At 40.3% G+C, this 24,622-nt stretch carries 24 protein-coding genes; 2 read left to right on the top strand and 22 right to left on the bottom strand.

The features are described from left to right. Window positions 1-37 precede the first annotated feature (37 nt). A complete protein-coding gene (gene rpmB, locus GPK88_RS13340) occupies window positions 38-226 on the top strand; it encodes a 50S ribosomal protein L28 (RefSeq protein WP_015524898.1) in 189 nt (62 codons plus the stop codon). A gap of 349 nt (window positions 227-575) precedes the next feature. On the opposite strand, the gene GPK88_RS13335 is transcribed toward rpmB, so the two are convergent. The 22 genes from GPK88_RS13335 to rsxC form a co-directional block, all read right to left on the bottom strand. Next, entirely contained in the window at window positions 576-944 is a 369-nt protein-coding gene (locus GPK88_RS13335; RefSeq protein ID WP_148447893.1) for a GerW family sporulation protein, read from the bottom strand. Next, complete coding sequence (locus tag GPK88_RS13330) at window positions 928-1,770, bottom strand: DUF2953 domain-containing protein (RefSeq protein WP_215707865.1); 843 nt, start codon at window positions 1,768-1,770, stop codon at window positions 928-930. Before GPK88_RS13330 ends, GPK88_RS13335 begins: the two co-directional genes overlap by 17 nt. Window positions 1,771-2,020: 250 nt before the next feature. Next, window positions 2,021-2,320: a hypothetical protein gene (locus tag GPK88_RS13325; protein ID WP_180215088.1), complete on the bottom strand. Its 300-nt coding sequence runs from the start codon at window positions 2,318-2,320 to the stop codon at window positions 2,021-2,023. A gap of 71 nt (window positions 2,321-2,391) precedes the next feature. Then, window positions 2,392-2,847 (bottom strand): NUDIX hydrolase, encoded by a 456-nt coding sequence (locus GPK88_RS13320; RefSeq protein WP_148447899.1) that lies wholly within the window; start codon window positions 2,845-2,847, stop codon window positions 2,392-2,394. 108 nt (window positions 2,848-2,955) lie between these two features. Then, entirely contained in the window at window positions 2,956-4,434 is a 1,479-nt protein-coding gene (locus GPK88_RS13315; protein WP_330384973.1) for a peptidoglycan D,D-transpeptidase FtsI family protein, read from the bottom strand. Beyond that, window positions 4,352-5,731 carry an FtsW/RodA/SpoVE family cell cycle protein gene (locus GPK88_RS13310; protein ID WP_148447903.1) on the bottom strand — a complete coding sequence of 460 codons (1,380 nt, stop codon included), beginning with the start codon at window positions 5,729-5,731 and terminating at the stop codon, window positions 4,352-4,354. Before GPK88_RS13310 ends, GPK88_RS13315 begins: the two co-directional genes overlap by 83 nt. 6 nt (window positions 5,732-5,737) lie before the next feature. Further along, complete coding sequence (locus GPK88_RS13305; RefSeq protein ID WP_244092636.1) at window positions 5,738-7,897, bottom strand: peptidase U32 family protein; 2,160 nt, start codon at window positions 7,895-7,897, stop codon at window positions 5,738-5,740. 101 nt (window positions 7,898-7,998) lie between these two features. Then, window positions 7,999-8,406, bottom strand: a complete 408-nt coding sequence (locus GPK88_RS13300; protein ID WP_021976549.1) for a cell division protein ZapA — start codon at window positions 8,404-8,406, stop codon at window positions 7,999-8,001. Between the two features lie 130 nt (window positions 8,407-8,536). Next, complete coding sequence (gene ruvB / locus GPK88_RS13295) at window positions 8,537-9,547, bottom strand: Holliday junction branch migration DNA helicase RuvB (RefSeq protein WP_173761696.1); 1,011 nt, start codon at window positions 9,545-9,547, stop codon at window positions 8,537-8,539. A gap of 60 nt (window positions 9,548-9,607) precedes the next feature. Then, window positions 9,608-10,219, bottom strand: a complete 612-nt coding sequence (gene ruvA, locus GPK88_RS13290; RefSeq protein ID WP_148447909.1) for a Holliday junction branch migration protein RuvA — start codon at window positions 10,217-10,219, stop codon at window positions 9,608-9,610. 128 nt (window positions 10,220-10,347) lie between these two features. Next, window positions 10,348-11,412: a tryptophan--tRNA ligase gene (trpS, locus tag GPK88_RS13285; RefSeq protein WP_148447911.1), complete on the bottom strand. Its 1,065-nt coding sequence runs from the start codon at window positions 11,410-11,412 to the stop codon at window positions 10,348-10,350. A 66-nt stretch (window positions 11,413-11,478) separates the two neighbouring features. Beyond that, window positions 11,479-12,690, bottom strand: coding sequence for a glycosyltransferase family 4 protein (locus GPK88_RS13280; RefSeq protein WP_148447913.1), 1,212 nt, complete (start codon window positions 12,688-12,690; stop codon window positions 11,479-11,481). A 48-nt stretch (window positions 12,691-12,738) separates the two neighbouring features. After that, complete coding sequence (locus tag GPK88_RS13275; protein WP_148447915.1) at window positions 12,739-14,181, bottom strand: flippase; 1,443 nt, start codon at window positions 14,179-14,181, stop codon at window positions 12,739-12,741. Window positions 14,182-14,224: 43 nt separating this feature from the next. Beyond that, window positions 14,225-15,364, bottom strand: coding sequence for a glycosyltransferase WbsX family protein (locus tag GPK88_RS13270; protein WP_148447917.1), 1,140 nt, complete (start codon window positions 15,362-15,364; stop codon window positions 14,225-14,227). Between the two features lie 35 nt (window positions 15,365-15,399). Next, window positions 15,400-16,650, bottom strand: a complete 1,251-nt coding sequence (locus tag GPK88_RS19395; protein WP_148447920.1) for a glycosyltransferase — start codon at window positions 16,648-16,650, stop codon at window positions 15,400-15,402. A 17-nt stretch (window positions 16,651-16,667) separates the two neighbouring features. Continuing rightward, the gene (locus GPK88_RS13260) at window positions 16,668-17,732 is read right to left on the bottom strand and encodes an NAD-dependent epimerase/dehydratase family protein (protein ID WP_148447922.1); all 1,065 of its coding nucleotides are present in this window, start codon (window positions 17,730-17,732) and stop codon (window positions 16,668-16,670) included. 342 nt (window positions 17,733-18,074) lie between these two features. Then, entirely contained in the window at window positions 18,075-18,866 is a 792-nt protein-coding gene (locus GPK88_RS13255) for an RnfABCDGE type electron transport complex subunit B (RefSeq protein ID WP_148447923.1), read from the bottom strand. 13 nt (window positions 18,867-18,879) lie between these two features. After that, window positions 18,880-19,455, bottom strand: a complete 576-nt coding sequence (locus tag GPK88_RS13250) for an electron transport complex protein RnfA (protein WP_021976543.1) — start codon at window positions 19,453-19,455, stop codon at window positions 18,880-18,882. 14 nt (window positions 19,456-19,469) lie between these two features. Further along, a complete protein-coding gene (gene rsxE, locus GPK88_RS13245; RefSeq protein ID WP_173761698.1) occupies window positions 19,470-20,174 on the bottom strand; it encodes an electron transport complex subunit RsxE in 705 nt (234 codons plus the stop codon). A gap of 14 nt (window positions 20,175-20,188) precedes the next feature. Then, complete coding sequence (locus tag GPK88_RS13240) at window positions 20,189-20,767, bottom strand: RnfABCDGE type electron transport complex subunit G (protein WP_148447925.1); 579 nt, start codon at window positions 20,765-20,767, stop codon at window positions 20,189-20,191. Then, on the bottom strand, window positions 20,767-21,744 hold the full coding sequence (locus GPK88_RS13235; protein WP_148447927.1) for an RnfABCDGE type electron transport complex subunit D: 978 nt from the start codon (window positions 21,742-21,744) through the stop codon (window positions 20,767-20,769). Before GPK88_RS13235 ends, GPK88_RS13240 begins: the two co-directional genes overlap by 1 nt. Before the next feature lie 14 nt (window positions 21,745-21,758). After that, window positions 21,759-23,084: an electron transport complex subunit RsxC gene (gene rsxC / locus GPK88_RS13230; protein WP_021976539.1), complete on the bottom strand. Its 1,326-nt coding sequence runs from the start codon at window positions 23,082-23,084 to the stop codon at window positions 21,759-21,761. 476 nt (window positions 23,085-23,560) lie between these two features. Here rsxC and GPK88_RS13225 point away from each other — a divergent pair, with 476 nt between their 5' ends. Continuing rightward, window positions 23,561-24,580 carry a ribonuclease H-like domain-containing protein gene (locus GPK88_RS13225; RefSeq protein WP_148447929.1) on the top strand — a complete coding sequence of 340 codons (1,020 nt, stop codon included), beginning with the start codon at window positions 23,561-23,563 and terminating at the stop codon, window positions 24,578-24,580. The last annotated feature ends 42 nt before the right edge of the window (window positions 24,581-24,622 follow it).

Raw genomic sequence — 24,622 nt, 5'->3', positions numbered from 1 at the left:
TTAAAATGGTGACTGTTGATAAAAGGAGGTGCTATTCATGGCTAAATGTGCAATCTGCGATAAAGGAGCTCATTTCGGAAACAATGTGAGTCATTCCCATAGAAGATCCAACAAAATGTGGAAATCTAACGTTAAATCCGTCAGAGTAAAAACAACTGCCGGCGGAGCAAAGAAAATGTATGTATGTACTTCTTGTTTAAGATCCGGAAAAGTTGAGAGAGCGTAAGTAGTATCGTATGCCCCCGTAGAATGCGGGGGCTGTTTTTTACCTTTTTATAAAAATTCAAAACAAAAGGGAGGCATGCCTTAACCGCACACTTCCCCTTTATCTGCAAAACATATGATATCCACATAGCAGACATATCACTGCAATTGAAATCACAATAAAATTTTCTGTAATAAGAATTCCAAGAACCATTCCAACCCCGATAAAAAACAGCATAAAACCTGTTAGCTTTCCCACTCCTGTCTGCCCATTTCTCTTTTCTTGTTACAGTATATGCACAGAACCGAAAGTAAGTACTGTCTACAGCCGCAAAATCTTATGTCATTCCGAAACCGGCTAAAAAACACTTCTATTCTTCCTTATCCGTATCGTCATCTCCGCCTGCACCTGGTACAAAACGATTTACAAAATCCGGAACCATATCCAGAACCTTGGTAAGTCCATCCTGATTCTTCACATTCACAAGTTTGGTAGTTCCATTCTGGATCACAAGTACTGCACAGGGAGTCATTTTTCCGGCGAGTCCCCCACCTCCGTTGTTCTTCTTGTCTCCCTCAAAGGCTCCGGCACCTACACCGAAAGATACATCGACAAGAGGAAGGATAATCGTATCACCTACATGAATAGCATCTCCTACAACAGTTTTGGCAGATACAAAACCATCCATTCCTTTAAACAATGAGTTCACGGTATCCTTGAAATTATTCTCTTTCTCCATGTTTTACCTCCTTATGTCTCCACCTGTGGATGACGTATTTGATATTTTTATTGAAATAAAGTTCTACTGCCGTCTTTAAAAGTATCACGCCGTATATCCGGCCTTTCAGCATAATCTCCCCTTCCAGAATGTTTTCCCCGTCAAAAAGAGGTTTTACGGTTACTTTATTCTTGTGAAAAGGTATCGTCATTCCCATTACAGCTAACACGGTGCCTGTAACCGCAGGATCTTCGCATCCAAATGTAATCATACCTGTAACTTTGGTAGGAAATATATGGCGCAGCAGTTTTTTGGCATCTTTCCATACAAGAGAAATCGCTGCTCTTGTTCGTGGATGATTTATAAAATCTCTCCACCTTTTTATCTTATCACAGAATTTTCTGATTGTTAATGCGAAATTCCGGATCTTTTTCTGAATCTTTCCAGGAAATTCTATAACACTACAAATCCGTTTACGGAGTGCTCTTCCTGCTTTTTTTATTTTTTCCACAATTCCCGAAATTAAGCCAGAAATACTTTTCCGGGATTTTTTTTCATCTTTTTTTATTTCGTCTGCCAGCGGTATCCGACTGGATTCTTCCACTGAATCCTGGATATTATATTCCGTCCCTTCTTTCGGCATGTCTGGCTTCTCTTCCTGGCAGACCGGGATATCCGTCTGCTGTGTACCTTCCTCAGATTCCACCGAAGAATTCTCTTCTATTATAATTACAGGAGATTCCCTTTTCTTTTCTGCATTCTGAAATTCTGTCTTTTCTAATGAAGTTTGTGGTTTTTTCTTTCTTCTGTCTCTAAACGCTTTCAGCTTCGACAATGGTATTCCCAAAACATAAATTTCTGTTTCAGGGCTTCCTCCCTGCCAAAATGCTTTGACAGAAATCCCGTGAAACAACCAGCTTATCTCTCCAAAAGCCTCTATCTCTCTGATCCCTTCTGTCCGTTCCTTTTTTACCTTTCCTCGGTATCTGACAGGACAAAATAAAAGGAGCAATGCGCCTAGAAGTATCAGACCGATAACAATCCCCAGAAGTATCAATATCACTTTTAGTATGAGCCATAATATGTGCAGCATTCATTCACCTGTTCTTCAGATATTCTTTTATTTTAAAGTCTCCGGTTTCTTTATAAACCTGCTCAACGACATCCCGTACCATCTGAATTGCCTCGTCTTTTCCTTTGGCCATACCAATAATCAACGGACAGATTGCCCTGGCTCCCCGTTGTACCAGTGTAACCGCAGGAAGGATTTCCAGAATGTTTCCAGGATTGTCTGATAATGTAACAATATAAATGTCCGGAACACATTTTCCGGCAGTGATCCGTGCTCTCACTCTGGTTGGATTTTTTACACCGTCTCCAATATAATAATTTTTCATCCATTTCAGCACCCTGCGATCACCTCCATATGTCAAACAGGGCTGCGTAAAAACACAGCCCTGTCCTGTTGCTAAAAATACTTTTGCTGTTTCGCCCAGACGCCTTCACTCCGCATCTCCAGATACTCCTGATATGCCTGTTCCACAATATGCTTCTCGTTGGAAAAACGAAGAAGATGATAAATCTCATGAAACTTATAGTATCCAGAATCTACAAAATATTCCTCACGCTGGGGTTTGCTATGATAATTATCAGCTATCATGAGATACCAGTGTACCTCTTTCATTACCACGTCCTCCGGAACTGTGAAATTATACTGGCTCTTTCCGATATATTTCACAATCGAAGCTCTGACACCTGCCTCTTCCTTCACTTCACGTAAAGCAGTCTGTTCAAAAGTCTCTCCTTTTTCTACAGTTCCTTTCGGAAGCACCCATCCTTCATAACGGTTCCTGTAGGATTTATACAATGCCAGGATCTTACCCCGATGAATTACCACACCGCCACAGCTTGTTGCTTCTATCATATTGCAATCCTCCTGTAATGCGTGTGTCTTTTGCACTGACTACAGTATACCTCTTTTTTCACTTATAAGCAAGGGGCAAGAAGCAGATACTGTTTCAATTTTAGCAACTTAATCAAAATAATATGCATCAAATATATCTCCAGCAATTGGAACAGCTGCCTCACTTCCGGTTCCACCATTCTCAACAATTACGGCAACCGCAATATCCGGATCATCCACATTCGAATATCCGATAAACCAGGAATGACTGGAGCCATTTTCATCAAACTCTGCAGAACCTGTTTTTCCTGCAACTGTATATCCACGTCCATTCAGTGCGGATGCTGTACCATTCTCAACAACGTTCTTCATCAGCTTTCCGAGAATATTCGCCTCATTGCTTGTCATTAAACGTTTATACTCTGTTTTTTCTGTTTCCCTAACGGTATCTCCGGAATTATTCACAATCTTATCAATCATGGTTGGTTTCATCAGTACACCGTCATTGGCAATGGCACTTGTAATCAGCGCCATGTGCATAGGTGATACAAGCGTATTGCCCTGTCCAATAGAAGTCTGCATCACAAGTGCATTCGGAGAATTTTTATCCAGCGTAAAACGGCTGGTTTTATAGGAATTCAGGGGAAGTGCTTTATTAAAAAGCAGATCTTCTGCCGTACTGCGTAGAGAACTGTTGCCAAGGCTCAGCCCCATATCCGCAAATGCACAGTTACAGGAATGGGCAAATGCCGAATAAAAATCTTCCTGTCCATGAACCGCGCCATTGTAGCACTGAATCGTATGATCATCTACTGTAATACTGCCCTGACACAGATAAGAATATCCTTCCAGGGAACCTTTTTGCCGAAAATAATCCAGCGCTGTGACAACTTTAAATGTAGATCCAGGAGGATATGCTCCATTTGTGGCACGGTTAAGAAGGCTACTGTTATTCTCGTCATTAACGAGGCTATCCCAGTTCTGTGCTATGGTATTCGGATCAAAGTCCGGCTTGCTCACCATAGCAAGAATTCTTCCGGTCGACGGTTCCAACACAACTACGGCACCTCTTCGATCTCCCAGAGAATTATAGGCAGTCGTCTGAAGATCTGCACTCAAACTGGATATCACCGTATCTCCCTGATTCTTTTTCCCTAAAAATTCATTCTTCATCTGTTCCAGAAAAAAAGAATGCGAAGTCAGAAGCTGAAAATTCGCTTCTGATTCCAGTCCACTTTTACCATTGGTATCATAACCGACCGCATGTGCAAAAATATTGGCAAAAGGATACGTCCGTTCCTCCGTACCATCTTCGTATACATTGGTCTGTGCCAGAATTTCTCCATCCGAAGACTGAATACTTCCACGGACTACCCGATCTGAAAATGTATCCTGTCTGGTATTATACGGACTGTTTATAAAATCTTCACTTTTTATGGCATCAAAATAGATCAGATACCCAATCAGACTGACAAAAATCAGTATGAAGAATGCCGATACAAAGGTGAACGGTCGGTTCTTCCTCCTACGGAGCCTGGCGGCGTCCCGTTCTCTCAGGCGTCGCTCTCTTTCCTCTTCTTTCAAACGTTTCTTTTCGCTGCGTCTCAATTTCCTCGTCCTCATCTTCCCTCAGAATATAAAGTCCCTGAATAATTGCCAGCATCAGGATGGTACACATAACAGAACTGCCTCCGTAACTTACCAGAGGAAGAGTAACACCTGTCATCGGAATAAACTTGGTTGCTCCACCAATAGTCAGAAATACCTGAAAAGCATATTCTGTTCCCAGTCCCAGTGCTATCAGCTTATAAAACGGGTTCCGGATTTTCAGTGCAATGGTAACTATCATGAGGAAAAAGCTGGTACACACCAGAATAAGGCAGATCGCAAAAATCCCTCCCAGTTCCTCACAGATCGCGCTAAAAATAAAGTCGTTCTTTACAACCGGAATTTTTTCCGGAGATCCCTGGCAAAGTCCCATTCCAAACCATCCGCCGGTTCCAATTGCAAATAATGACTGTACAATCTGATAACCTTCATTCTGATAAACCGCCATTGGATCTTTCCATGCGCTGACTCGCTGGCGGACATGTCCAAAAAGATGGTATGCAATCACAGCTCCTACACAGCCTCCGCCAAGTCCCAGAAACATATATCCCGGATTTCTGGTTGCAACATAAATCAGCACAAGATAGGTAACAAAAAAGATTACGGCACTTCCCAGATCTCTGGAAAGAACCAGAATTCCTACATGAATCACCGCAACAACTGTGGCCAGTACGACTTTTCGGAAATCCACCCTCGTACTGAGAAGCGATGCCATAAAAAATACAAAGGTAATTTTGATTACTTCTGATGGCTGAATTCCCATAAGGGAAAGCTTTGCACCATAACTTGTTCTTGCCAGAACAAGAACTGCTGCCAGCAAAACAATACCGATTCCTGCATAAATCCACGTAAGATCTTTCAGAAACTTCATTTTCCGAATCATCACGGGAATCACAAGTGATACTGCACTTCCTGCTGCCACAATCAGAAGCTGCTTGTTTGCAGATGGAAGGGATAGTCTGCACAGCATAATAAATCCCACACTCAGAAGCATGCACATATTATTCAGAAGAAGTAACGATGCATCCCGATAGATAATCCGATACAAAATCTGAATTGTCGCAAAAAAGAACATCATTTCAATATAAAACAGAATGACTTTAAAATCCATGCTCTTCAGATAGATCACAAGAAATGCTGTAAAATCAATAAAGAAAATCATAGTCAGCTGTTGATGAAGCAGTTCTTTTTTTTCTTCCTCATCCTGTCGCCATACCATATAAAAGCAGTGAAAGGTATAGACAATCATCAGCGTGAGGATCACATATTTGGATAATTCTGTAATTACGTTAATCATACACTTTTACTCGGCTCCTCTTTTAAAATGGCCTTTTGTATATTTACGTCCGGAAGGTTTTCCATTTCCCTGATAAATATTTCTAAACTCTTCCAGAACCGCTTTTGCTTCCGTTGGTGCTTCAACGGTAAATGCCAGCCTTAAAGACTGAAGATTTAATTTTTCCACACGTTCTTTTTCACCTGTAAGTCCATAGGGAATGCTGTTATATATAATATTATAACAGTATTTCGCCTTCGTCGGGTCAATTTTTCCCCAGGGGATACAGCAACACTTTACCGGAAATTCACTGTTATAGCGATCTTTCAGATAGACCGTTTCACATTTCCCGGTACATCCGAAAAGATTCTTTCTCACACACTGCGCGGAAACCATCAGTGGAATATACCCGTACAGAAGAAGTTCCGAGGAAGTATTATCCCGATGCTTTAGTTCTCCTTCATTCAGTTCAAGAGGAACCGCGTTTCGAAGAATTCCTTCTTCTTTCCAGAAATCTATTGCCTGATTATTCCATGTATACATAGATGCATCCAGTACACATTTTTCTTCGTACCCGAGTTTTTTTAATGCGGCATAGGACTCCAGATTTCTTACCAGAAATCCCTTCATTCCCTGACTCATCCAGCTCTCTGCTGCCTGAACCCATTCTTCCGGAATCGGACCTCGATGAATATGTGGCGTGGAAAGATATAATTCCTTCTGTTTTGCAAGCTCCGGCGAAAAATACTTCTTCATGATATCAAATGGAAAATAAAAACCTGTAATTCCCTTTTCTTTCAGAAATACTTCCGCAACATCTTCGCGTTCACAGGACACATACAGCGGGCATTCTTTTATTTCAGATCCTGAACAGACATGGCTCTTTTTATGCTCTTCTGTCTGTTTTTCCGGACAGTTTCTTCTACTGCATCCGGACAGTTTTTCTCTCATCTGTTCCAGTGCATCTCTACGCACTTCATTGAGAACTTTTACCGGAACAAAAATTCTTCCATTTGTTTCAATCTTCAGGCTCTCCCATTGAAATTCTGTGTTTCCAAGCTTTTCCATTTGCTGGCGGATTCTTGTTTCCTCCATGGGCTGATTCTTCGCGAACTGAACTTCACCGCCCATGGCTGTCACCGTTTTATCCCTGCAGGTTATTTCCAGTATAACAGGACTTTCCGGAGAAAGTATTAAATTCCCATGAATTTTTTCTTTTATTTTTCTGATCTCCGGCTGAATATTGCCAGATTTCTTCTCATTTGCAAAAGCCATCATCTCAGGGCCACGATACATATCATAATATCCGGTGCAGGATCCTCCCCTGCTGAAAAGATCAAGAAGATATTTCCGGTCTTCCTGCTGAACAGAATATTTCTTTCCACTCAGATAAAGGTCCAGATATTTTCGATACATGGCTGTAACACCCGCGGTATAACCTGGCTGTTTCATACGGCCTTCAATTTTCAGTGACATCACACCTGCTTCCAGAATATCCGGAAGAATATCCAGTGTACAAATATCTTTCAGGCTTAATGCACAGAAATTTTTATCCCCTTTGTATTTTCTGTGATCATATGTTCCGCTGTAAGGAAGCCTGCAGGGCTGTGCACATCTTCCACGGTTTCCACTTCGGCCGCCAAAGATACTGCTCATCAGACACTGACCGGAATAACTGTAACAGAGTGCTCCATGAATAAATGTTTCAATTTCCAGCGGGCTTATCCGATGCATAGCTGCAATTTCTTCCAGCGAAAGTTCCCTTGCCGGAACCACACGGGTCGCCCCTTTTTCTTCCAGGAATTTCATACCTTCCGGGCCTGTGACAGTCATCTGTGTACTTGCGTGAATATCCAGATCCGGAAAGTTCCGACGGATAAAAGAAAACACTCCCATATCCTGTACAATTACTGCATCAAGCCCTGCTTCGTAGTATGGTGCCAGATACTCAAAAAGCTGACCTTCCAGTTCTCTATTTTTCAGTAATGTATTAACTGTAAGATACAATTTCCGGTTATGGATATGTGCCGTTTCAATGGCTGTTACCAGTTCTTCCTGAGAAAAATTCTGTGCATAAGCCCTTGCTCCAAAAGCCGGGCCTCCTACATACACTGCATCTGCACCAGCTCCTATGGCCGCTTCAAAACTCTCATAAGAACCTGCTGGTGAAAGCAATTCTGTTATCATCTTTTTCAAAATATTCCCCCATTTCCTGTCTTTTAATCCAATTCTGTCCCGTAAAGCATTCAAGAAAACAAAAGAGGATTACCGAAGCAATCCCCCCATTCTTATTTGAGCAATTCGTCAAGCTCTTTTTCCAGTTCTTTCACCTTGCCATCCAGAAGATTCTTCTGATCCTGAGCTTCCTGTTCTGCTTTCTTTGCCTCTTCAATCTGCATTTTCAGAGAAATCAGTTCATGTTTCAGATCATACATCTCCTGGTCTTTCTGCTGTAGATCCTGTTCAAAAATCTCCGCCTGTTTTTTCGCTTTAAAATAATCATCTGTAATATTCAGACTGAGCAGTGTGTGCTTGGTTTCCATGGCCTGTCTGGAATATCCCGGCATCTGGCTCAGTTCACTGATCTTATTATTCATATAAGCTGCGACCTTCTGAAAGTACTCCTCAGATTCATATCCGCCCAGAGTAATAATCTTTCCATCGATAACAACCTGTGCTGTATTCTTTACCGCCATTCGTAAAGCCTCCTGAATTCATCTGTTACTGGTCATTTCCACAATAACATTCCTCTATATTGCTAGCCTTACAGCTCACAACTTCTTTCATTATAACTGATTCCGATAAAAATGTATAGAAGTTTTTCTATTATTTTGTCGATATATCAGGACGGGGATATCCAAGATGGGTATATGCAAGCACAGAAGCCATCCTTCCACGGGGTGTTCTGTTCAGGAATCCGGTCTGCAGAAGATAAGGTTCATACACGTCTTCCAATGTTCCGGAATCCTCTCCAATAGAAGCCGCAAGTGTTTCCAGTCCTACCGGACCACCCTGAAAATTCAGAATCAGCGTCTGCAGAATACGGCGATCCGTTTTATCAAGACCATACTGGTCTACCTCCAGAAGATCCAACGCAAAACAGGCAACCTCATAGGTAATCACACCATCGTATTTAACCTGGGCAAAATCTCTTACCCTTTTCAGAAGGCGGTTCGCAAGCCTTGGTGTTCCTCTGGAGCGCTTGGCAATTTCAGCCGCTCCATTTGGTTCAATTTCTACTCCCAGAACCTGTGCGGATCGCAGAACAATGGTGGTAAGTTCCTTTTTGTTGTAAAATTCCAGACGCTGTGTTACTCCAAAACGATCACGAAGGGGAGCTGAAAGAAGGCCAGCTCTGGTAGTCGCCCCAACCAATGTAAATTTCGGAAGATCCAGACGGATCGAGCGGGCAGACGCTCCCTTACCAATCATAATATCAATGGCAAAATCCTCCATAGCCGGATACAAAACTTCCTCCACCTGACGGTTCAGTCTGTGGATTTCGTCCACAAACAGTACATCTCCTTCCTGAAGATTATTCAAAATTGCAGCCATTTCCCCCGGTTTCTCAATAGCTGGTCCGGAAGTAACTTTCATGTGTGTTCCCATTTCATTGGCAATGATTGCGGAAAGTGTTGTCTTTCCAAGACCTGGAGGTCCATAAAACAATACATGATCCAGAGAATCATGGCGTTGTTTCGCCGCCTCAATATAGATTTTCAGGGTATCTTTTGTTTTTTGCTGACCAATATACTCTTCCAGACTCTGAGGCCTTAAGTTTCCCTCCAGGGAAAAGTCCTCTTCTGTAACGTCTGTTGTAATGATCCTGTTTTCCATTTATTATGCTCCGTTCCTAATGTAACGCGGATATTTGCGTTCCGCCTTGCCATATGCCCATTAAAAATTTTTCAGTGCAGCCCGAAGAATCGCTTCCACATCATCTGCCTGCACTTCCTCAGGAACTTTCCGTACTGCCCGCAACGCATCTGCCGAACTGTATCCCAATGCAACCAGGGCTTCCACCGCTTCCTGACGACTATCTCTGAGATCAGAAGCTCCTGCTGCCACTTCTTCCTGCTGATGTGCAAGCTTCATCTCAAACGCATCTTCCAGCTTCAGTTTGTCTTTCAACTCCAGAATCATTTTCTGTGCAGTCTTTTTACCGATTCCAGGAGCTTTGGATATTGTCTTTACATCATCGGACAATACCGCAAAACGCAGTTCATCCGCACTGATTCCGGAAAGAATTCCCAAAGCGCCTTTCGGTCCTACTCCATTTACCCCGATCAGCAATTTGAACATGCCAAGATCATCTTTTGAAAAAAAGCCATACAGTTGAAGAATATCTTCCCTTACATAAAGAAATGTATGTATTTTTTTCTCATCACCAATGTGCGCTTTCTCAAGATCCTGACCTGTCATATAGATCTCATAACCAAGTCCGCCATTTTCCATAATAAGGAAATTTTCGCCAATATCTGCTACTGTACCTTTTACAAAAGAAATCAAAATTAACGGCTCCTTCCCGAAAACAGCAACTGAACATCTGTTTCCCATATGAACGCAATAGTAACATAATTCTCAAAAAAAATCAACCCGGAATACGAAACTCCGGGTTGATTCGAAATATCTTACTGTTACTGATTCAGGAAATCCTGATCTTCAAAATAATTGATACGCATGGAAGAACGAACATCATGAAGGGTTGCTGCCGCTTTTTCTCTGGCAACTTCTGTACCAGCTTTCAGAATATCAAACACATCAGCGGTGCGCTGTTCCCACATCTTTCTTCTCTCACGGATCGGTCCAAGCTCTGCCTGCATAACATTATTCAGGAATTTCTTAACTTTTACATCGCCAAGGCCGCCTCTCTGATAGTGTGCCTTAAGCTCATCAAGATTCTGATATTCCGGAAGAAATTCCGCAAAATGTTCCGGACGGCTAAATGCATCCAGATAGATAAATACCGGATTTCCTTCCACACGTCCCGGATCCTGTACTCGAAGATGGTTCGGATCGGTAAACATGGACATAATCTTTTTCTTAACTACATCGGCTTCATCAGACAGATAAATACAGTTTCCGAGAGACTTGCTCATTTTTGCTTTTCCATCGATACCTGGAAGACGTAAGCATGCCTTATTTGAAGAAAGAACGATCTCCGGCTCAGTCAGTGTCTCACCATAAACTGTATTAAATTTATGAACAATTTCCTTACACTGCTCAAGCATCGGAAGCTGATCTTCACCTACCGGTACATGCGTTGCACGGAAAGCTGTGATATCTGCAGCCTGGCTGATTGGATAGCAGAAAAATCCTACCGGAATACTTGCTTCAAAATTACGCTGTTTAATCTCAGATTTAACTGTAGGATTACGCTGCACACGTGCTACAGTAACCAGATTCATATAATAAAAAGTCAGCTCTGTCAGCTCCGGAACCATGGACTGAATGAAAATATTGGATTTCTCAGGATCAAGACCACATGCCAGGTAATCCAGGGCTACCTGAAGAATATTCTGGCGAACTTTCTCCGGATGCTCTGCATTATCCGTAAGCGCCTGTGCGTCTGCGATCATAATATAAATCTCGTCATATAAGCCGGAATTCTGCAGTTTCACACGCTCTGCCAGTGATCCAACATAATGACCTACATGAAGGCGTCCCGTCGGACGGTCGCCGGTTAAAATAATCTTGCTCATGAATTTCGTTCTCCTTGAAGTATACTGAATATTTATACCTTATTATAGACCCTTGCAATAATCTGGTCAAATAGTTTCGATCGGAAAGTTACTTTTTTCATCAACCAGTTCTTGCATAATCTTGTAAATCTCTTCTGAACATTTTCCTATGGTGTAGTCATTAATCGCAGTAATGTGCCCATTCTGAGCTATTTTCCTCATTTTATCGGCATCATGAATTACAGTTTCTATCGTTTTCTCTAAAGACTCCAAATTACCTGCTTCATATAAAATCCCATTTACTCCATCACAAATCAATTCACTGGTACCGGCTACATCAGCACCTATTACCAGCATTCCAGCCAGCATAGCTTCAACGGTAACTCTTCCAAATGCTTCACTGCAAGAAGCTACAAGGGCAATATCCATTTGGCGCCTTAAAGAATTCATATCTGTTACATAACCCAAAAAATGAATATTTTCTTCCAATTTATATCTTTGCACATATTTCAGTATTTCCTTATAATATTCTCCTCTCTTTTCTCCTGCAATATACAAATGAACATTGCGATTTCCCTTTTTTATTATTTTTTGAATTACCTGTATTGCTTCTTTTTGGCCTTTACCAGGTTTTATTGTTCCGGCTATCAAAATATTACATTTTGTATTCGGCTGCAGAATCTGATGCTGGTTTATAATGAATTCTGGAGAAATATCATCATATATTACCTGCATTTTTTCTGGATTTACATATTTTGAATATTTGTCAAACAGGCTCTTGGAAATCATTATAATTTTATCTGAATATGTATTCATTCCCCTGTAGAGTCTATTTACTCCACCTATAATCCCAAGTTTGTGGTCTTCGTAACCAAATTCCCGAATATGCCAGATCATTGGAATTCCATATTTTTTCTTTATCAGCATGCCAATCGGAAGCACCATTGTATTGGTATATATCAAATTTATGTGAAATTCATTTATTACGCTGTCTATTCGATACAAAAAATCATATGTATATGCAAAACTTTTAAGTGTTTTTAGAATCATATATAAATTTTTAGGCGTATAATCTTCCATATGATAATCCCATCTTCCATAGCAAAATGGAACTATATAAACATTTTTAGATTTCAGATATTCAATTGCAGACCCTTCTTTTACAGGAAAAGCTGCCAATATTTCTATATTTTTCTTTTCCAATAAATTATCTATGACATCTATAAGCGAGCGATTTCCTCCATTATTTTTATTTCCATCATGAAAACAAAATAAAACTGTTATTTTAGAATTTTTCATTTTATTATTTCTCCTGTTAATTGGAAATAATGTACACCTACATCATATTTATTCTAAACCTATGCGTGACTTTAAAATTCCCACAAACATTCCCGCTGTTTTCACCTTCATCATAACTGTTGTTATTGTGTAAAATAAAACTCCCAGTATGCATGACAAGATAATAACTATAATCTCATTTTTTAATACAGTTTCTACCAATATTACGATAATTGCCATTCCTGTAGAAGCCAACAAAATCTTCAGAATATCCATCTTATCAAATTTTGTATGCACTAATTTCTGTGCAGCCGTAAACTGATATAGACATACAACAAATTCACTTATTACAGATGCAATTGCCGCACCGTTTTGTCGAAAGGCCGGTATCAGTATTAGATTCATAATTATATTTGATATTGCACCTAAAACAGTCGTATAAAAAAGTATTTTCTCTTTTCCAAAGGCAACCAGAATCTGAACCCCATAGAGATTACCAATAGATTTAATAACTACTAAAATTGTCAAAATCTGAACCGTTAAAACTGCTGGCAAAAAATCAGCTCCAAACAAAAAAATAATTATATATTTTGATAGCAAAGCTAGCCCAACACATGCAGGTATTGATAAATAAAGAAGCCCTGCCTGTGCATTTTCAATAGTTTTTTTTAACTCTTCCATTTTATTCTGTTCTCTATATAAGCTGAAACGCGGAAGTAAAATTGTACTTACTGAAGCGGCCAGTCCAACAACAATTGACGATATTTTTGTTGCATAATTATAATAACCCACATATTCTTCTGATGTCATTATTCCTAATGTTGTGGTATCTAGCTTCGTATATAATTCTACAGCAAATCCTGTTGACAACAAAATAAACAATGGTTTTATATGTTTCGCAAGCTCTATATGTTTCACATCATCCAAAGTCAAATACTTTCTCAGATGAATAACATTAATAATATTATTTCCAGCTAAAGCAATACTGCTAAAGAGCGCATACGCAATGGTGTCATCTTGTTTCTTTACAAATACAAAAATACCTAATAATGTTAGAATTTTTACTATTAAACTTCTAACAGTAATATATTTATATTCTTCCATTCCCTGGTAAAACCAGTCAACATTAGCAGCAGTCAGAAGTAATTGTATTCCAACTACATAATAAAGCATTTTACTATTCTGAAAATACGGTAAAGTAGATACCATTCCATAATAAAAAGCAGAGCAAATAAGTGTAGAAAATAATGTTATTATTAACAATTCCACAACCGTCTTCGAATATTCCTCTTTATTCTTCTGCTTTTTCCCGATTTCTCGTATTCCATAGTTACCTACACCAAGTGACGCAGCTGTAATAAAATAAGATGCAATATTTTGGGCATACGCAACTTTTCCGACTCCCATTGGTAACAAAATTCTGGAGACATAGGCTGAAGAAATAAGCGGAAAAATTATCATGAAAAGTTTGTAAATGATATTGTATAAAGAATTTTTAAATAATGATTTCATCAATATCTTGTCCTTTTACATTTTTTAATCTGATCTAAATAGATCAATCCGGAAATTCTCCGTTTTCTATAAGTGCACTTCTGACAGCTTCCAGATATCCATACTGATTTTCTTCATCTGGTTCGAGATATCCTCCCTCTCCCCATTCATTCCACGCAAACAAAAACATAAAATCTTTTTTGTAAGTTTCCCGGGTCCTTTTCACTAATTTTGAAAAATATTTTTTAAATTTCTGTGGTGTCGCTCCTATGTAAACCTGACCTCTTTCATGATATCTTGGACTATTATCCCAGTTCACAAAAGCGCAGGGGACAGATTTTTCATTTTCCGGCTTTCGTGTTAATATATTATTCCATGTAGCATCGTAATCCGGCCGCGTTAAACCAGCTATCTTATTAAAAGTGCTCTGCCCATATCTGCGTAGATCCCATCCAAATTTTCTTTCACAAAAACGCATAAATTTACGTCGAATTTCTTTTAAGCCCTCCAACTTTTTATTAGCCATTTTTTTTCTCGATGTCTGGGGCTCATATTCGATTTCAAAATCTATTTCGCTATGATCTAATGATTTATCCAAATTGAATTCTGCACTCTGACTTGCAAAATACAGACCTGGAAAACCTTCCTCTTCTGCAAGTTTCCTCCAATATTTAAGCATTTCCGTAAGACATGGGATCGACTCTGGACGATAGATGACAATCAACGGTTTTCCATCTTCTTTTATATATCTTTCATCTCTGAGAAAAGGCAATAAATAATCCCAATGTTCTTTCCATTCTTTTCTGTCACCGTAAAACTGAGGCATAATAACCGTCTTTTTTCCAGTCCACTCCATTGACCACGCCTCATTTGCCCAGCAAAAACAAAATGGAAGATCTATTTCTTTGTCAGCTAAAATCTGCTCACATGGCTTTTCCAGGAGCATTTTGCCATTAAACCAGTAATGATAATAACAAAATCCATAAATACCATATTTTTGGGCCAAATCTTTCTGCCAGATTTTTGTTTCTCTTTTTAATAGATCATAATAATTATTATTCAAAGGAATTTTGGGCTGAACATGACCTTCAAAAAGTGGTTTTGCATTTTTTACATTGACCCATTCCGTAAACCCTTTTCCCCAATATTTATCATTCAACGGGATTCTATGATATTGAGGTACAAAAAACGCAATTGTTTTCATTGGAGCAAATATCCTTTCTTTTCAGCAATCAAAATTTACTTATTATTTTTTACAGCCTCCGAAAAAACTTTCATCAAAGCCTCGTAATGTGTTTCCGGCGAAAATCTGCTCTCCAGTCTTCTTCTGCTGGCTGCTCCCATTTTTTCAACTACCGTATCATCATCCAATAATTTTATTTTTTTAATAAGATCTTCTGCATCAGCAGGCTTAAACAAATAGCCATTTTCCCCGTCAACAACCAGTTCCGGGAGACTTCCTATGTTGCTTGCGATAACCGGCTTTGAATATTGAAATGACTCCAACGCTGTGTTGGGCAGATTATCATACCAAATTGATGGAATTAATGTAAATCTTGCACCTTTGATAATATCTTCTAATTCTTCTCCGCTCTTAAATCCAAGAAATTCAATATTTTTAATTTTATGTTCTTTTATATATCTTTTGAGACGTATTGCTTCCTCTGTTGTATCATCTCCCATAATTTTAACTGTATATTTCTGGAGCTTTTCATAGGCCTGGACAACGGTTTCAACACCTTTTTCTTCTGTAATACGGCCAAAATACAAACCATAAGAACCTATTTGAGGTTCTCCCACTTTGGTTTTGCTCGCTGTAAAAGTAGGAATACAGTGGATCTTTTCTTCTTCAAAACCATTTGCTGATAATTTCTGTTTCAAAAATTCTGACGGTGTTATAAAAGCATAAACTCCATCATATACATGAATCAGCTTGTGGAACTTCATAGAAAAAACTCTTACAACAGATGCAAACAGTGAACCTTTCACACATCTTTTCTTTATACAGCTTCTATATCCTTTAGTCAGACACTCCTCGCATACTCTTTTTTCATACATAAAATCAAATCGAGGACACAAAAGGAAATAATCGGATAGTCTCAAAACTACCGGAATTCCTTTCTTCCTGGCCCCCCTGATTACACTGGGAGAAAGTTTATTAACAAAGTGAATGATATACACCAGATCTGGTTTTACATCATCAATTTCTCTTTTTATCGCTTTTTCAACTTCCTTCGAATAGATGCTCCGTGTAAGCATCTGCCAGATAGATCTCGGTGTTTTTTTTACTTCCTCGAAATAAATTGCATCCCTGCCGCCAATCGGTTCAACAAAATATTTTGAATATTCTGTTGCAACATTTTTATTTGAATGTATAGAAAAAGGAATAACTTCATGTCCCTGATTTTCAAGCATTGTTTTTATGTTAAACATATATTTCTCAGGACCACCTGAAATAAAATATCGATAATTAACTAATAATATTCTCACTCCGTATTCCGCCTTTCTTACTTATAAAAATCCGCATACCATTCTGCAAATTCCCGCAATCCTTTACGTAGGTCTGTACCCGGTTTATATTCAAAATCCTTTTCCAACGCACTGGTATCTGCATAAGTTATAGGCACATCCCCCGGCTGCATCGGCACCAGTTCTTTATGTGCTTCGAAATCATAATCTTTGGGAAGAATTTGGGCTCTAATTAATTCCTCGCTTAATATCTGCACAAAATCCAGCAGATTTTCCGGTGTACCCTTTCCAATATTATAAACTCTGTACGGCGGTACAGGTAGTCCATCTTTTCCTGTTTTTCTGTCCGGTGCTTTTTTCATAACACGGATTACACCTTCAACAATATCATCAATATAAGTAAAATCCCGTTTGCAGTTTCCATAATTGAAAATACGGATTTTTTCATTATTTTTCAATTTATTCGTAAATCCAAAATATGCCATATCCGGACGACCAGCAGGACCATAAACAGTAAAGAATCTAAGTCCTGTAGATGGAATATTATAGAGTTTAGCATATGCATGTGCCATTAACTCATCACTTTTCTTTGTAGCGGCATAAAGGCTTACCGGATTGTCAACCTTATCCTCTGTACTATATGGAACTTTTTTATTCGATCCATATACGCTGGATGAACTGGCATATACAAAATGTGCAACACCTTCTCTGCCTGCATCGTAAGAATGACGGCAGGCCTCAAGAATATTATAAAAACCTATCAGATTTGATTCTATATATGCATCTGGATTAGTTATCGAATAACGTACCCCTGCCTGTGCCGCAAGGTTAACTACAACGGATGGTCTATATTTTTCAAAAATTTCCTCTATCAATTTCTTATCTGCAATATTACCTTTAACAAAAGTAAATGTTTTATACTCAGATAACTCTTTCAGACGAAATTCCTTCAATCTCACGTCGTAATAATCATTCATATTATCGATTCCAATTATACTAGCCAATGGGACTTCTCTGTAAATCCTTTTTATGAGATTCGAACCAATAAATCCAGCTGCTCCTGTTACCAAAATATTTTTATTATCTAAATTTACTTTTCCCATACTTTCTCCCAACGAAAACAATTCTACTCTATCCACATTCAATAAAAATTAATAATTGTCATAAAAATACACTGTGACTCTATACTATTCACATAAACAGCTACAGTCCCAGTGTAAAATATTAGCTTAGATAGTATCATTTATATTTCTTACCATACATCTTCTTTTACCTTCAACAATTTGACTATTATCTAAATAATGATATCATTGTATCCATTACATGTCAAGAATGTTGTCATATTAACAATTTCTATAACAAATTCCATTTTTGAATTTCCTGCAAAAAAGAAGGTTGCCATATCTGGAAAATATATTCCGGACAGACAACCTTCTCTGAATTTTTTACAGTATTACATGTCTCGGGCAGACTTCCTTACATTTACCGCATCCTGTACATTTGTCATAATCAATGTGTGCACAGAAATCAGTAACTGTGATTGCCTCTGACGGACAGTTCTTCTCACATTTTTTACAGCCGATACAGCCAAGCTCGCAGGCAGTTGTAACTGCTTTACCTTTAGCATGGGAGCCACAGGCTACACGAATCTGTTTGTCATATGGTACAAGTTCGATCAGGTGACGCGGACATTTGGCAACACATTTGCCACAGGCCTTACATGCTTCCTGGTCTACTACCGCAATACCGTTCACTACATGAATGGCATCAAACGGACAGGCCTTTACACAGCTTCCAAATCCCATACATCCATATGTACAGTTTTTTGCGCCGCTGCCTGGGATGAAGGCCATCATCTCGCAGTCTTCCACACCTGTGTACTCATATTTCACAGTTGTCTTATCACAGGTTCCCGCACATTTTACAAAAGCAACCTGACGTGCGGTTTCTTTTACTTCCTGTCCCATGATCGCACCGATCTTGGCTGCAACCGGAGCGCCGCCAACTGGACACTGATCTACAGGAGCTTCGCCTTTTGCGATTGCGGCAGCAAGTCCGGAACATCCCGGATAGCCACAGCCGCCACAGTTATTTCCAGGAAGAACACCAAGAATGGCTTCTTCTTTTTCATCTACCTTTACGGTTAATTTCTTATCTGCAAGTCCAAGGAAGATACCAATGAATAAACCAGTACCGCCGACAATGACTGCAGCCATAATAATTCCTGTTATACTCATGCTCTTCTTCCTCCTATACGATTCCGGAGAATCCAAAGAATGCAATTGCCATCAGTGCTGCCGTAAGCAGAACGATCGGCATACCCTGGAAGGATTCCGGAATATCGTTGTATTCCATTTTTTCACGGATTCCCGCAAGTAATACAATTGCGATCAGGTAACCTACACCTGTGGCAAATCCGTTGACAACGCTTTCAAGAATGCTGTATTCATATTTAACATTGTTCAGTGCTACACCAAGAACTGCACAGTTTGTTGTGATCAGAGGAAGGTATACACCAAGTGCCTTGTAAAGGGATGGTACAAATTTCTTGAGAAACATTTCTACGATCTGTACCAGTGCCGCGATAACAAGGATAAATACGATTGTTTTCAGATACTCAAAATGTGTTGGTACCAGAATAAATTTATATAACAGCGAAGCAACAAAAGATGCGATCGTGATGACAAATACAACCGCTCCACCCATGCCGGCTGCTGTTTCAGTTTTCTTGGAAACGCCCAGGAAAGAACAGATTCCAAGGAACTGGCTTAATACAACGTTACTGCAAAGTGCAGAACCAATAGCAATTAACATTAAGCTTGCCATATTCTATTCCCCCTTTATTCTTTTTCAGAAGGGCATCCGCCGCAGGTTGCACAGTTGGAACCGCAGCCGGACTGGATCTTGGAAACATCTTTGCCCTTCTTTGCCATGTTGATCTTTACTTTGTTCTGGATCGCTGCAAGTCCGGCAAGAACCAGAAATGCTCCAGGTGCAAGGATAAAGATAGTGATCGGGGTATAGCCTGCAGCGCCGGTAGCTGCGTCAGCAGCCGGAATGATCTGTGCTCCGAAAGCTTTTCCGGAACCCAGGATCTCTCTTACAAGACCGATAGCAACCAGGCCCACTGTAAAGCCAAGGCCCATTCCAAGTCCGTCAAAGATAGACGGAAGGACAGGATTCTTGGAAGCATAACTCTCTGCACGTCCCAGAATGATACAGTTAACAACGATCAGTGGAATATAAATTCCAAGTGAATCATAAAGAGAAGGAGTAAAGCCCTCCATCAGAAACTGTACAATGGTTACAAAAGATGCTACAACTACGATAAAGGCCGGCATTCTGACGGAATCCGGGATAATCTTACGCAGCATGGAGATCAGCATGTTTGACATAACCAGAACTACGGTTGTGGAAAGTCCCATACCAATACCATTGATAGCAGAAGTCGTTACCGCAAGAGTAGGACACATACCAAGCATCAGAACAAAAATCGGATTTTCGGTAATAATACCGTTTTTTAATCTTTCACCACAATTATTCATATTCAACTACCCTCCTAAAATGCGTTTTTGCAATAGCCGATAGCTGTATTGACTGCACCGGTAAAAGCTCTGGATGTAATGGTCGCACCGCTGATGGCATCAATAGGCTCACCCTCGCCGCCGTCCTTGGATACATAGAATTTATCGGTATTCTTTCCAACATACTGTTCCTGGAACTTCGCTTCTGTAGCACGCATTCCAAGTCCGGCAGTCTCACTGATGGAAAGAATGGAAACGCCGCTGACGGTACCATCCTTTGTTACACCAACTGTGATCTGGATATCACCGCCGTAACCCTCTTTATCGGTTACAGTTACCACATAGCCTTCATCTGCTGCTTCACAGACTTCATCTACGGTTGCCTTGATCCCAAGATCTGCTGCTGTTTTATCTGCTGCTTCCTTGTCTACATCTACAGCTTTAAAGTCTTCCAGGCTTACATCACTGAATACAGTCTGCCATGCTTCTTTTTTTGCCTGTTCTTCGGTTCTTGCGATGGGTTCTTTGGTAACTTCGTAAACCAGTCCAAGGCCAAGTCCGGCAACAACTGTAATGATCGTAAGGATCAATGTATTTTTGATAATCTTACCCATTATTTCTTGCCTCCTTTTCCAAAAGCAACCGGTTTTGTTACTTTTTCAATAAGCGGAACCAGAAGATTACAGAAAATGATCGCATAGGAAACGCCCTCTGCGGAACCGCCAAAGAGACGGAATACTGCTGTTACGATACCGAGGCAGCAGCCATATACCAGCTGACCTTTCGGAGTGATCGGAGTTGTCACATAATCTGTTGCCATAAACCAGGCTCCAAGCATCAGACCGCCTCCAAAGATATGGCTGAAAAGATAGTTTACATCAAAACCTTTGCCTGTTCCCAGCATATAGAAAATGACAAATACTGCAAAACTTCCGATATATGTAAGAGGTACCTTCAGATCAATGATCTTGAATGCAAGAAGGATCACTGCACCGATGAGGATCGCCAGAGCAGAAGTCTCACCGATAGTACCCTGGATATTACCAAGGAACAGATTCTTTACAGGAATAGAAGTTCCCTCAATGAATCCCTGGTTTTTAAGTGCTGCCAGAGGTGTTGCCTGTGTAACTGCATCTACAACAGCATGAGAGCTTTTGGAAACTGCAAAGTTAGTCATTTTTCCGGCAAAAGAGATCATAAGGAAGCATCTTCCTGCAAGAGCCGGGTTCATAAAGTTCTGTCCAAGTCCACCGAACAGCTGTTTTACAACAATGATCGCAAAAGCACTGCCAAGGATCGGCATCCAGATCGGGATCTGGGGCGGCATGTTCAGCGCAAGCAGAAGTCCTGTTACAACTGCACTGAAATCAGTAGTTGTATTTTTTTTATGCATCAGTCGGTCATACAGCCATTCAAAAAACACACTGGATGCAACCGTTGCCAGCACTACAAGGAGTGCATGCACTCCAAAGTTCCAGATACCAAAAAGTGTTGTCGGCAGAAGTGCGATCACTACCAGCTGCATGATACGGCTGGTGGTCATTTTATCCCTGATATGGGGATTAGATGATACATTATACATTTGTTCCATTGTTATTCCTCCCCCTATTTCTTTTTCTTGCGCTCGGCAAGAACCATTTTTCTCATAGATTTAATACTCTGAGTCAGAGGTCGTTTGGCAGGACAGATGTAACTGCAGCAGCCACACTCGCAGCATTCCATACCATCCATCTTTTCGAATCCTGCCATATCACCGTGTTCTGCAAGAGTTGCAAGACGGGCAGGAACCACATGGCCTGGACAGACGCTTACGCAACGTCCGCAATTGATACATGCAGTCTGGATCTGCTTCGCCTCGGAGACTGCGTCACGCTCCAGGAAAAGCAGGGAAGAAGTTGTCTTCGTACATGGAATATGAAGATCATACAGAGCAAATCCCATCATCGGTCCGCCGGAGATTGCTTTCGCGATCTTTTCCTTCAGTCCGCCTGCAGCATCTACCAGTTCAGACAGATCTGTTCCTGTAAGAACGGAAAAGTTCTTCGGTGTGCGGATACCGTCTCCGGTCACTGTGACATTACGGCTGATAACCGGCTGTCCCAGGATTACTGCTTTATAAACAGAAGTAACGGTTTCCACGTTATCAACCACGCATCCTACGTCTGCCGGAAGCATGGTAGAATTGATCTCTCTGCCTGTTACCGCATAGATCAATGTACGCTCACCACCCTGCGGGTATTTGGTCTTGAGTTCTTTTACTTCCATGCGTTCTTTGCCTTTGATGGCTTCTTTCATCTTGGCAATACAATCCGGTTTGTTGTCCTCAATACAGATGCATCCCACTGCTTTCGGGAAAGCTTTCAGGATTACTTCTAGTCCGCCGACAACGCTTTCCGGTTCTTCCATCATTCTGCGGTAATCACTTGTGATGTAAGGCTCACATTCGGCGCCGTTTACCAGGATATGGTCGATCTTGTCCGGTTCCTTTGGTGAAAGTTTTACGTGTGTCGGGAAACCTGCGCCACCCTGTCCTACAACTCCGCCTTCCTGGATTCTTTTCAGGATGTCTTCCTTGGAAAGGTCAGACAGTTTGGCAGGCGTATATTCCACAGATTCATACAGACCGTCATTTTCAATGATGATCGCATCCCCCATGGCGCCTACTGCAGTCAGGCGCTTCTCGATTCCCTTTACAGTTCCTGATACAGATGAATGTATCGGTGCGGAAACAAATCCTCCTGCTTCTGCGATTTTCTGTCCTGCAAGCACATGGTCACCTTTTTTTACGATGGGCTTGGCCGGAGCTCCGATGTGCTGAGAAACAAGAATTGCCAGATCTCCTTTCGGCAGATACTTCTCAACAGGACAGTTTTTTGACAAATCTTTGCCGTCATAAGGATGGATGCCACCCCTGAAGGTTAAAAATGCCATAGATCTCATCTCCTCCTTTATTTTTTACAAGTACATGTACATGGTATTTCTGCGTTGCGCACATACTCATTTTTAAAGTTGATTCTGTATTTCTGATTTTTTTCTCATTTCATCCAAGATAAACAAGATATATTTCGCTCACATAAAACACCTTGCGAAACATTACCAGTGAACAGTAACAAAGTAACTTCTGCTCTGAGCAGGACATGTATGAAAGATTGAATCCAGATACGATCCTGTGATATACTTCAATAGAAGATATTCACCAGCTCATAAAAAGCTATAAATGAATAACTAATTTATGAAGCGATAATAGTCATTTTTTCACTGTCAATCCCCACATAAATCCAGTACCATTTCCTGTTTTTTATCATCAACTCTACTAATAACTATAACTCATTTCACTTTAAATTGCACTATTGAAAAGCAATTTTTTTGTGTATAATCAGATACAATTTATAAAGGAGAAAATTAACATGATCGTTAAAAAAATGCCGATTTTACAAGGGTTTCCAGACTTTGAGACTGTTAAAAAATTGACTAAAAACCATGGCTTTTCAGAGCATTTTGTGCCGCTTTTCTATGACATTGAAACTACAGGACTATCACGAAATTCCACTTTTCTGTATCTGATCGGTGCTGTAGCTTACGAAGAAAATAACTGGCAGATGTATCAGTGGATGATCGAAAACGAAGAGGAAGAACCTGAACTTCTGAAAACATTTTCTGGATTCCTTCAGGATTTTTCATGTACGATCCAGTATAACGGTGACAGCTTTGACCAGCCTTATCTGGATGCACGATATCAGATCCACGGACTGCCTTCCCCTTTTGCAAAGCTACCTTCCATAGACCTTTACCGGGAGCTAAAGCCGCTCAAGGGACTTCTGAAGCTTTCACGGATGAATCAGCCTTCTATGGAATCATTTCTCGGTATCACTGAACGGAACTACTGTGATGGGGGTGCCTGCATCCGCCTTTACAAACAATTCGCTTCCGGAAAGAAACCGGAAGCAGCAGAGATCGTTATGGGACACAACCAAGAAGATCTTCTTGGCCTTGGGAAAATATTCTCCATGCTATCCTATCTTGCTCTTTTTAATGAAGATTACGAAACACTGGATTGTGAAATTCAAGACGATCAATTGACCTTTACACTTAAAATTTATTACGATCTGCCTGTTAAATTTTCAAATCATAGTGAAGAATTCTACATAATCGGACAGAATAACCGTGTCCGTCTTCTTGTGAAGCTTCAAAATGGACGTTTAAAGCAATATTATTCCAATTATAAAGATTACGATTACATCCCTTCCGAAGACACTGCCATACCCAAAACCTTAAGTGCCTGTATGGACAAAAAACTCCGAAGACCTGCTAAAAAAGAAAACTGTTACACCTGGTTTCCTGTAACAGATGATTTCATACAGGATCCTTTAAAACAGAAAACCTATCTGAAACACTGTCTGCCATATTATCTATCTGTTCTTAAATAATATTTTTCTGCTATACAGCAAAAGCGAGCCCTTCTCGAAGGA

This window comes from Blautia sp. MCC269, from assembly GCF_018785655.1.
GTDB lineage: Bacteria > Bacillota > Clostridia > Lachnospirales > Lachnospiraceae > Blautia_A.
Note: the sequence above shows the minus strand (reverse complement) of the source record. Positions and strands in the feature narration are given on the sequence as shown.

Excerpts from the sequence above, each read along its gene's own strand:
- rpmB (WP_015524898.1), top strand. The coding sequence starts at position 38 with ATGGCTAAATGTGCAATCTGCGATAAAGGAGCTCATTTCGGAAACAAT.
- GPK88_RS13335 (WP_148447893.1), bottom strand. The coding sequence starts at position 944 with ATGGAGAAAGAGAATAATTTCAAGGATACCGTGAACTCATTGTTTAAA.
- GPK88_RS13325 (WP_180215088.1), bottom strand. The coding sequence starts at position 2,320 with ATGAAAAATTATTATATTGGAGACGGTGTAAAAAATCCAACCAGAGTG.
- GPK88_RS13320 (WP_148447899.1), bottom strand. The coding sequence starts at position 2,847 with ATGATAGAAGCAACAAGCTGTGGCGGTGTGGTAATTCATCGGGGTAAG.
- GPK88_RS13310 (WP_148447903.1), bottom strand. The coding sequence starts at position 5,731 with ATGATTAACGTAATTACAGAATTATCCAAATATGTGATCCTCACGCTG.
- GPK88_RS13305 (WP_244092636.1), bottom strand. The coding sequence starts at position 7,897 with ATGATAACAGAATTGCTTTCACCAGCAGGTTCTTATGAGAGTTTTGAA.
- GPK88_RS13300 (WP_021976549.1), bottom strand. The coding sequence starts at position 8,406 with ATGGCGGTAAAGAATACAGCACAGGTTGTTATCGATGGAAAGATTATT.
- ruvB (WP_173761696.1), bottom strand. The coding sequence starts at position 9,547 with ATGGAAAACAGGATCATTACAACAGACGTTACAGAAGAGGACTTTTCC.
- trpS (WP_148447911.1), bottom strand. The coding sequence starts at position 11,412 with ATGAGCAAGATTATTTTAACCGGCGACCGTCCGACGGGACGCCTTCAT.
- GPK88_RS13280 (WP_148447913.1), bottom strand. The coding sequence starts at position 12,690 with ATGAAAAATTCTAAAATAACAGTTTTATTTTGTTTTCATGATGGAAAT.
- GPK88_RS13275 (WP_148447915.1), bottom strand. The coding sequence starts at position 14,181 with ATGAAATCATTATTTAAAAATTCTTTATACAATATCATTTACAAACTT.
- GPK88_RS13270 (WP_148447917.1), bottom strand. The coding sequence starts at position 15,364 with ATGAAAACAATTGCGTTTTTTGTACCTCAATATCATAGAATCCCGTTG.
- GPK88_RS13260 (WP_148447922.1), bottom strand. The coding sequence starts at position 17,732 with ATGGGAAAAGTAAATTTAGATAATAAAAATATTTTGGTAACAGGAGCA.
- GPK88_RS13255 (WP_148447923.1), bottom strand. The coding sequence starts at position 18,866 with ATGAGTATAACAGGAATTATTATGGCTGCAGTCATTGTCGGCGGTACT.
- GPK88_RS13250 (WP_021976543.1), bottom strand. The coding sequence starts at position 19,455 with ATGGCAAGCTTAATGTTAATTGCTATTGGTTCTGCACTTTGCAGTAAC.
- rsxE (WP_173761698.1), bottom strand. The coding sequence starts at position 20,174 with ATGAATAATTGTGGTGAAAGATTAAAAAACGGTATTATTACCGAAAAT.
- GPK88_RS13240 (WP_148447925.1), bottom strand. The coding sequence starts at position 20,767 with ATGGGTAAGATTATCAAAAATACATTGATCCTTACGATCATTACAGTT.
- GPK88_RS13235 (WP_148447927.1), bottom strand. The coding sequence starts at position 21,744 with ATGGAACAAATGTATAATGTATCATCTAATCCCCATATCAGGGATAAA.
- rsxC (WP_021976539.1), bottom strand. The coding sequence starts at position 23,084 with ATGGCATTTTTAACCTTCAGGGGTGGCATCCATCCTTATGACGGCAAA.
- GPK88_RS13225 (WP_148447929.1), top strand. The coding sequence starts at position 23,561 with ATGATCGTTAAAAAAATGCCGATTTTACAAGGGTTTCCAGACTTTGAG.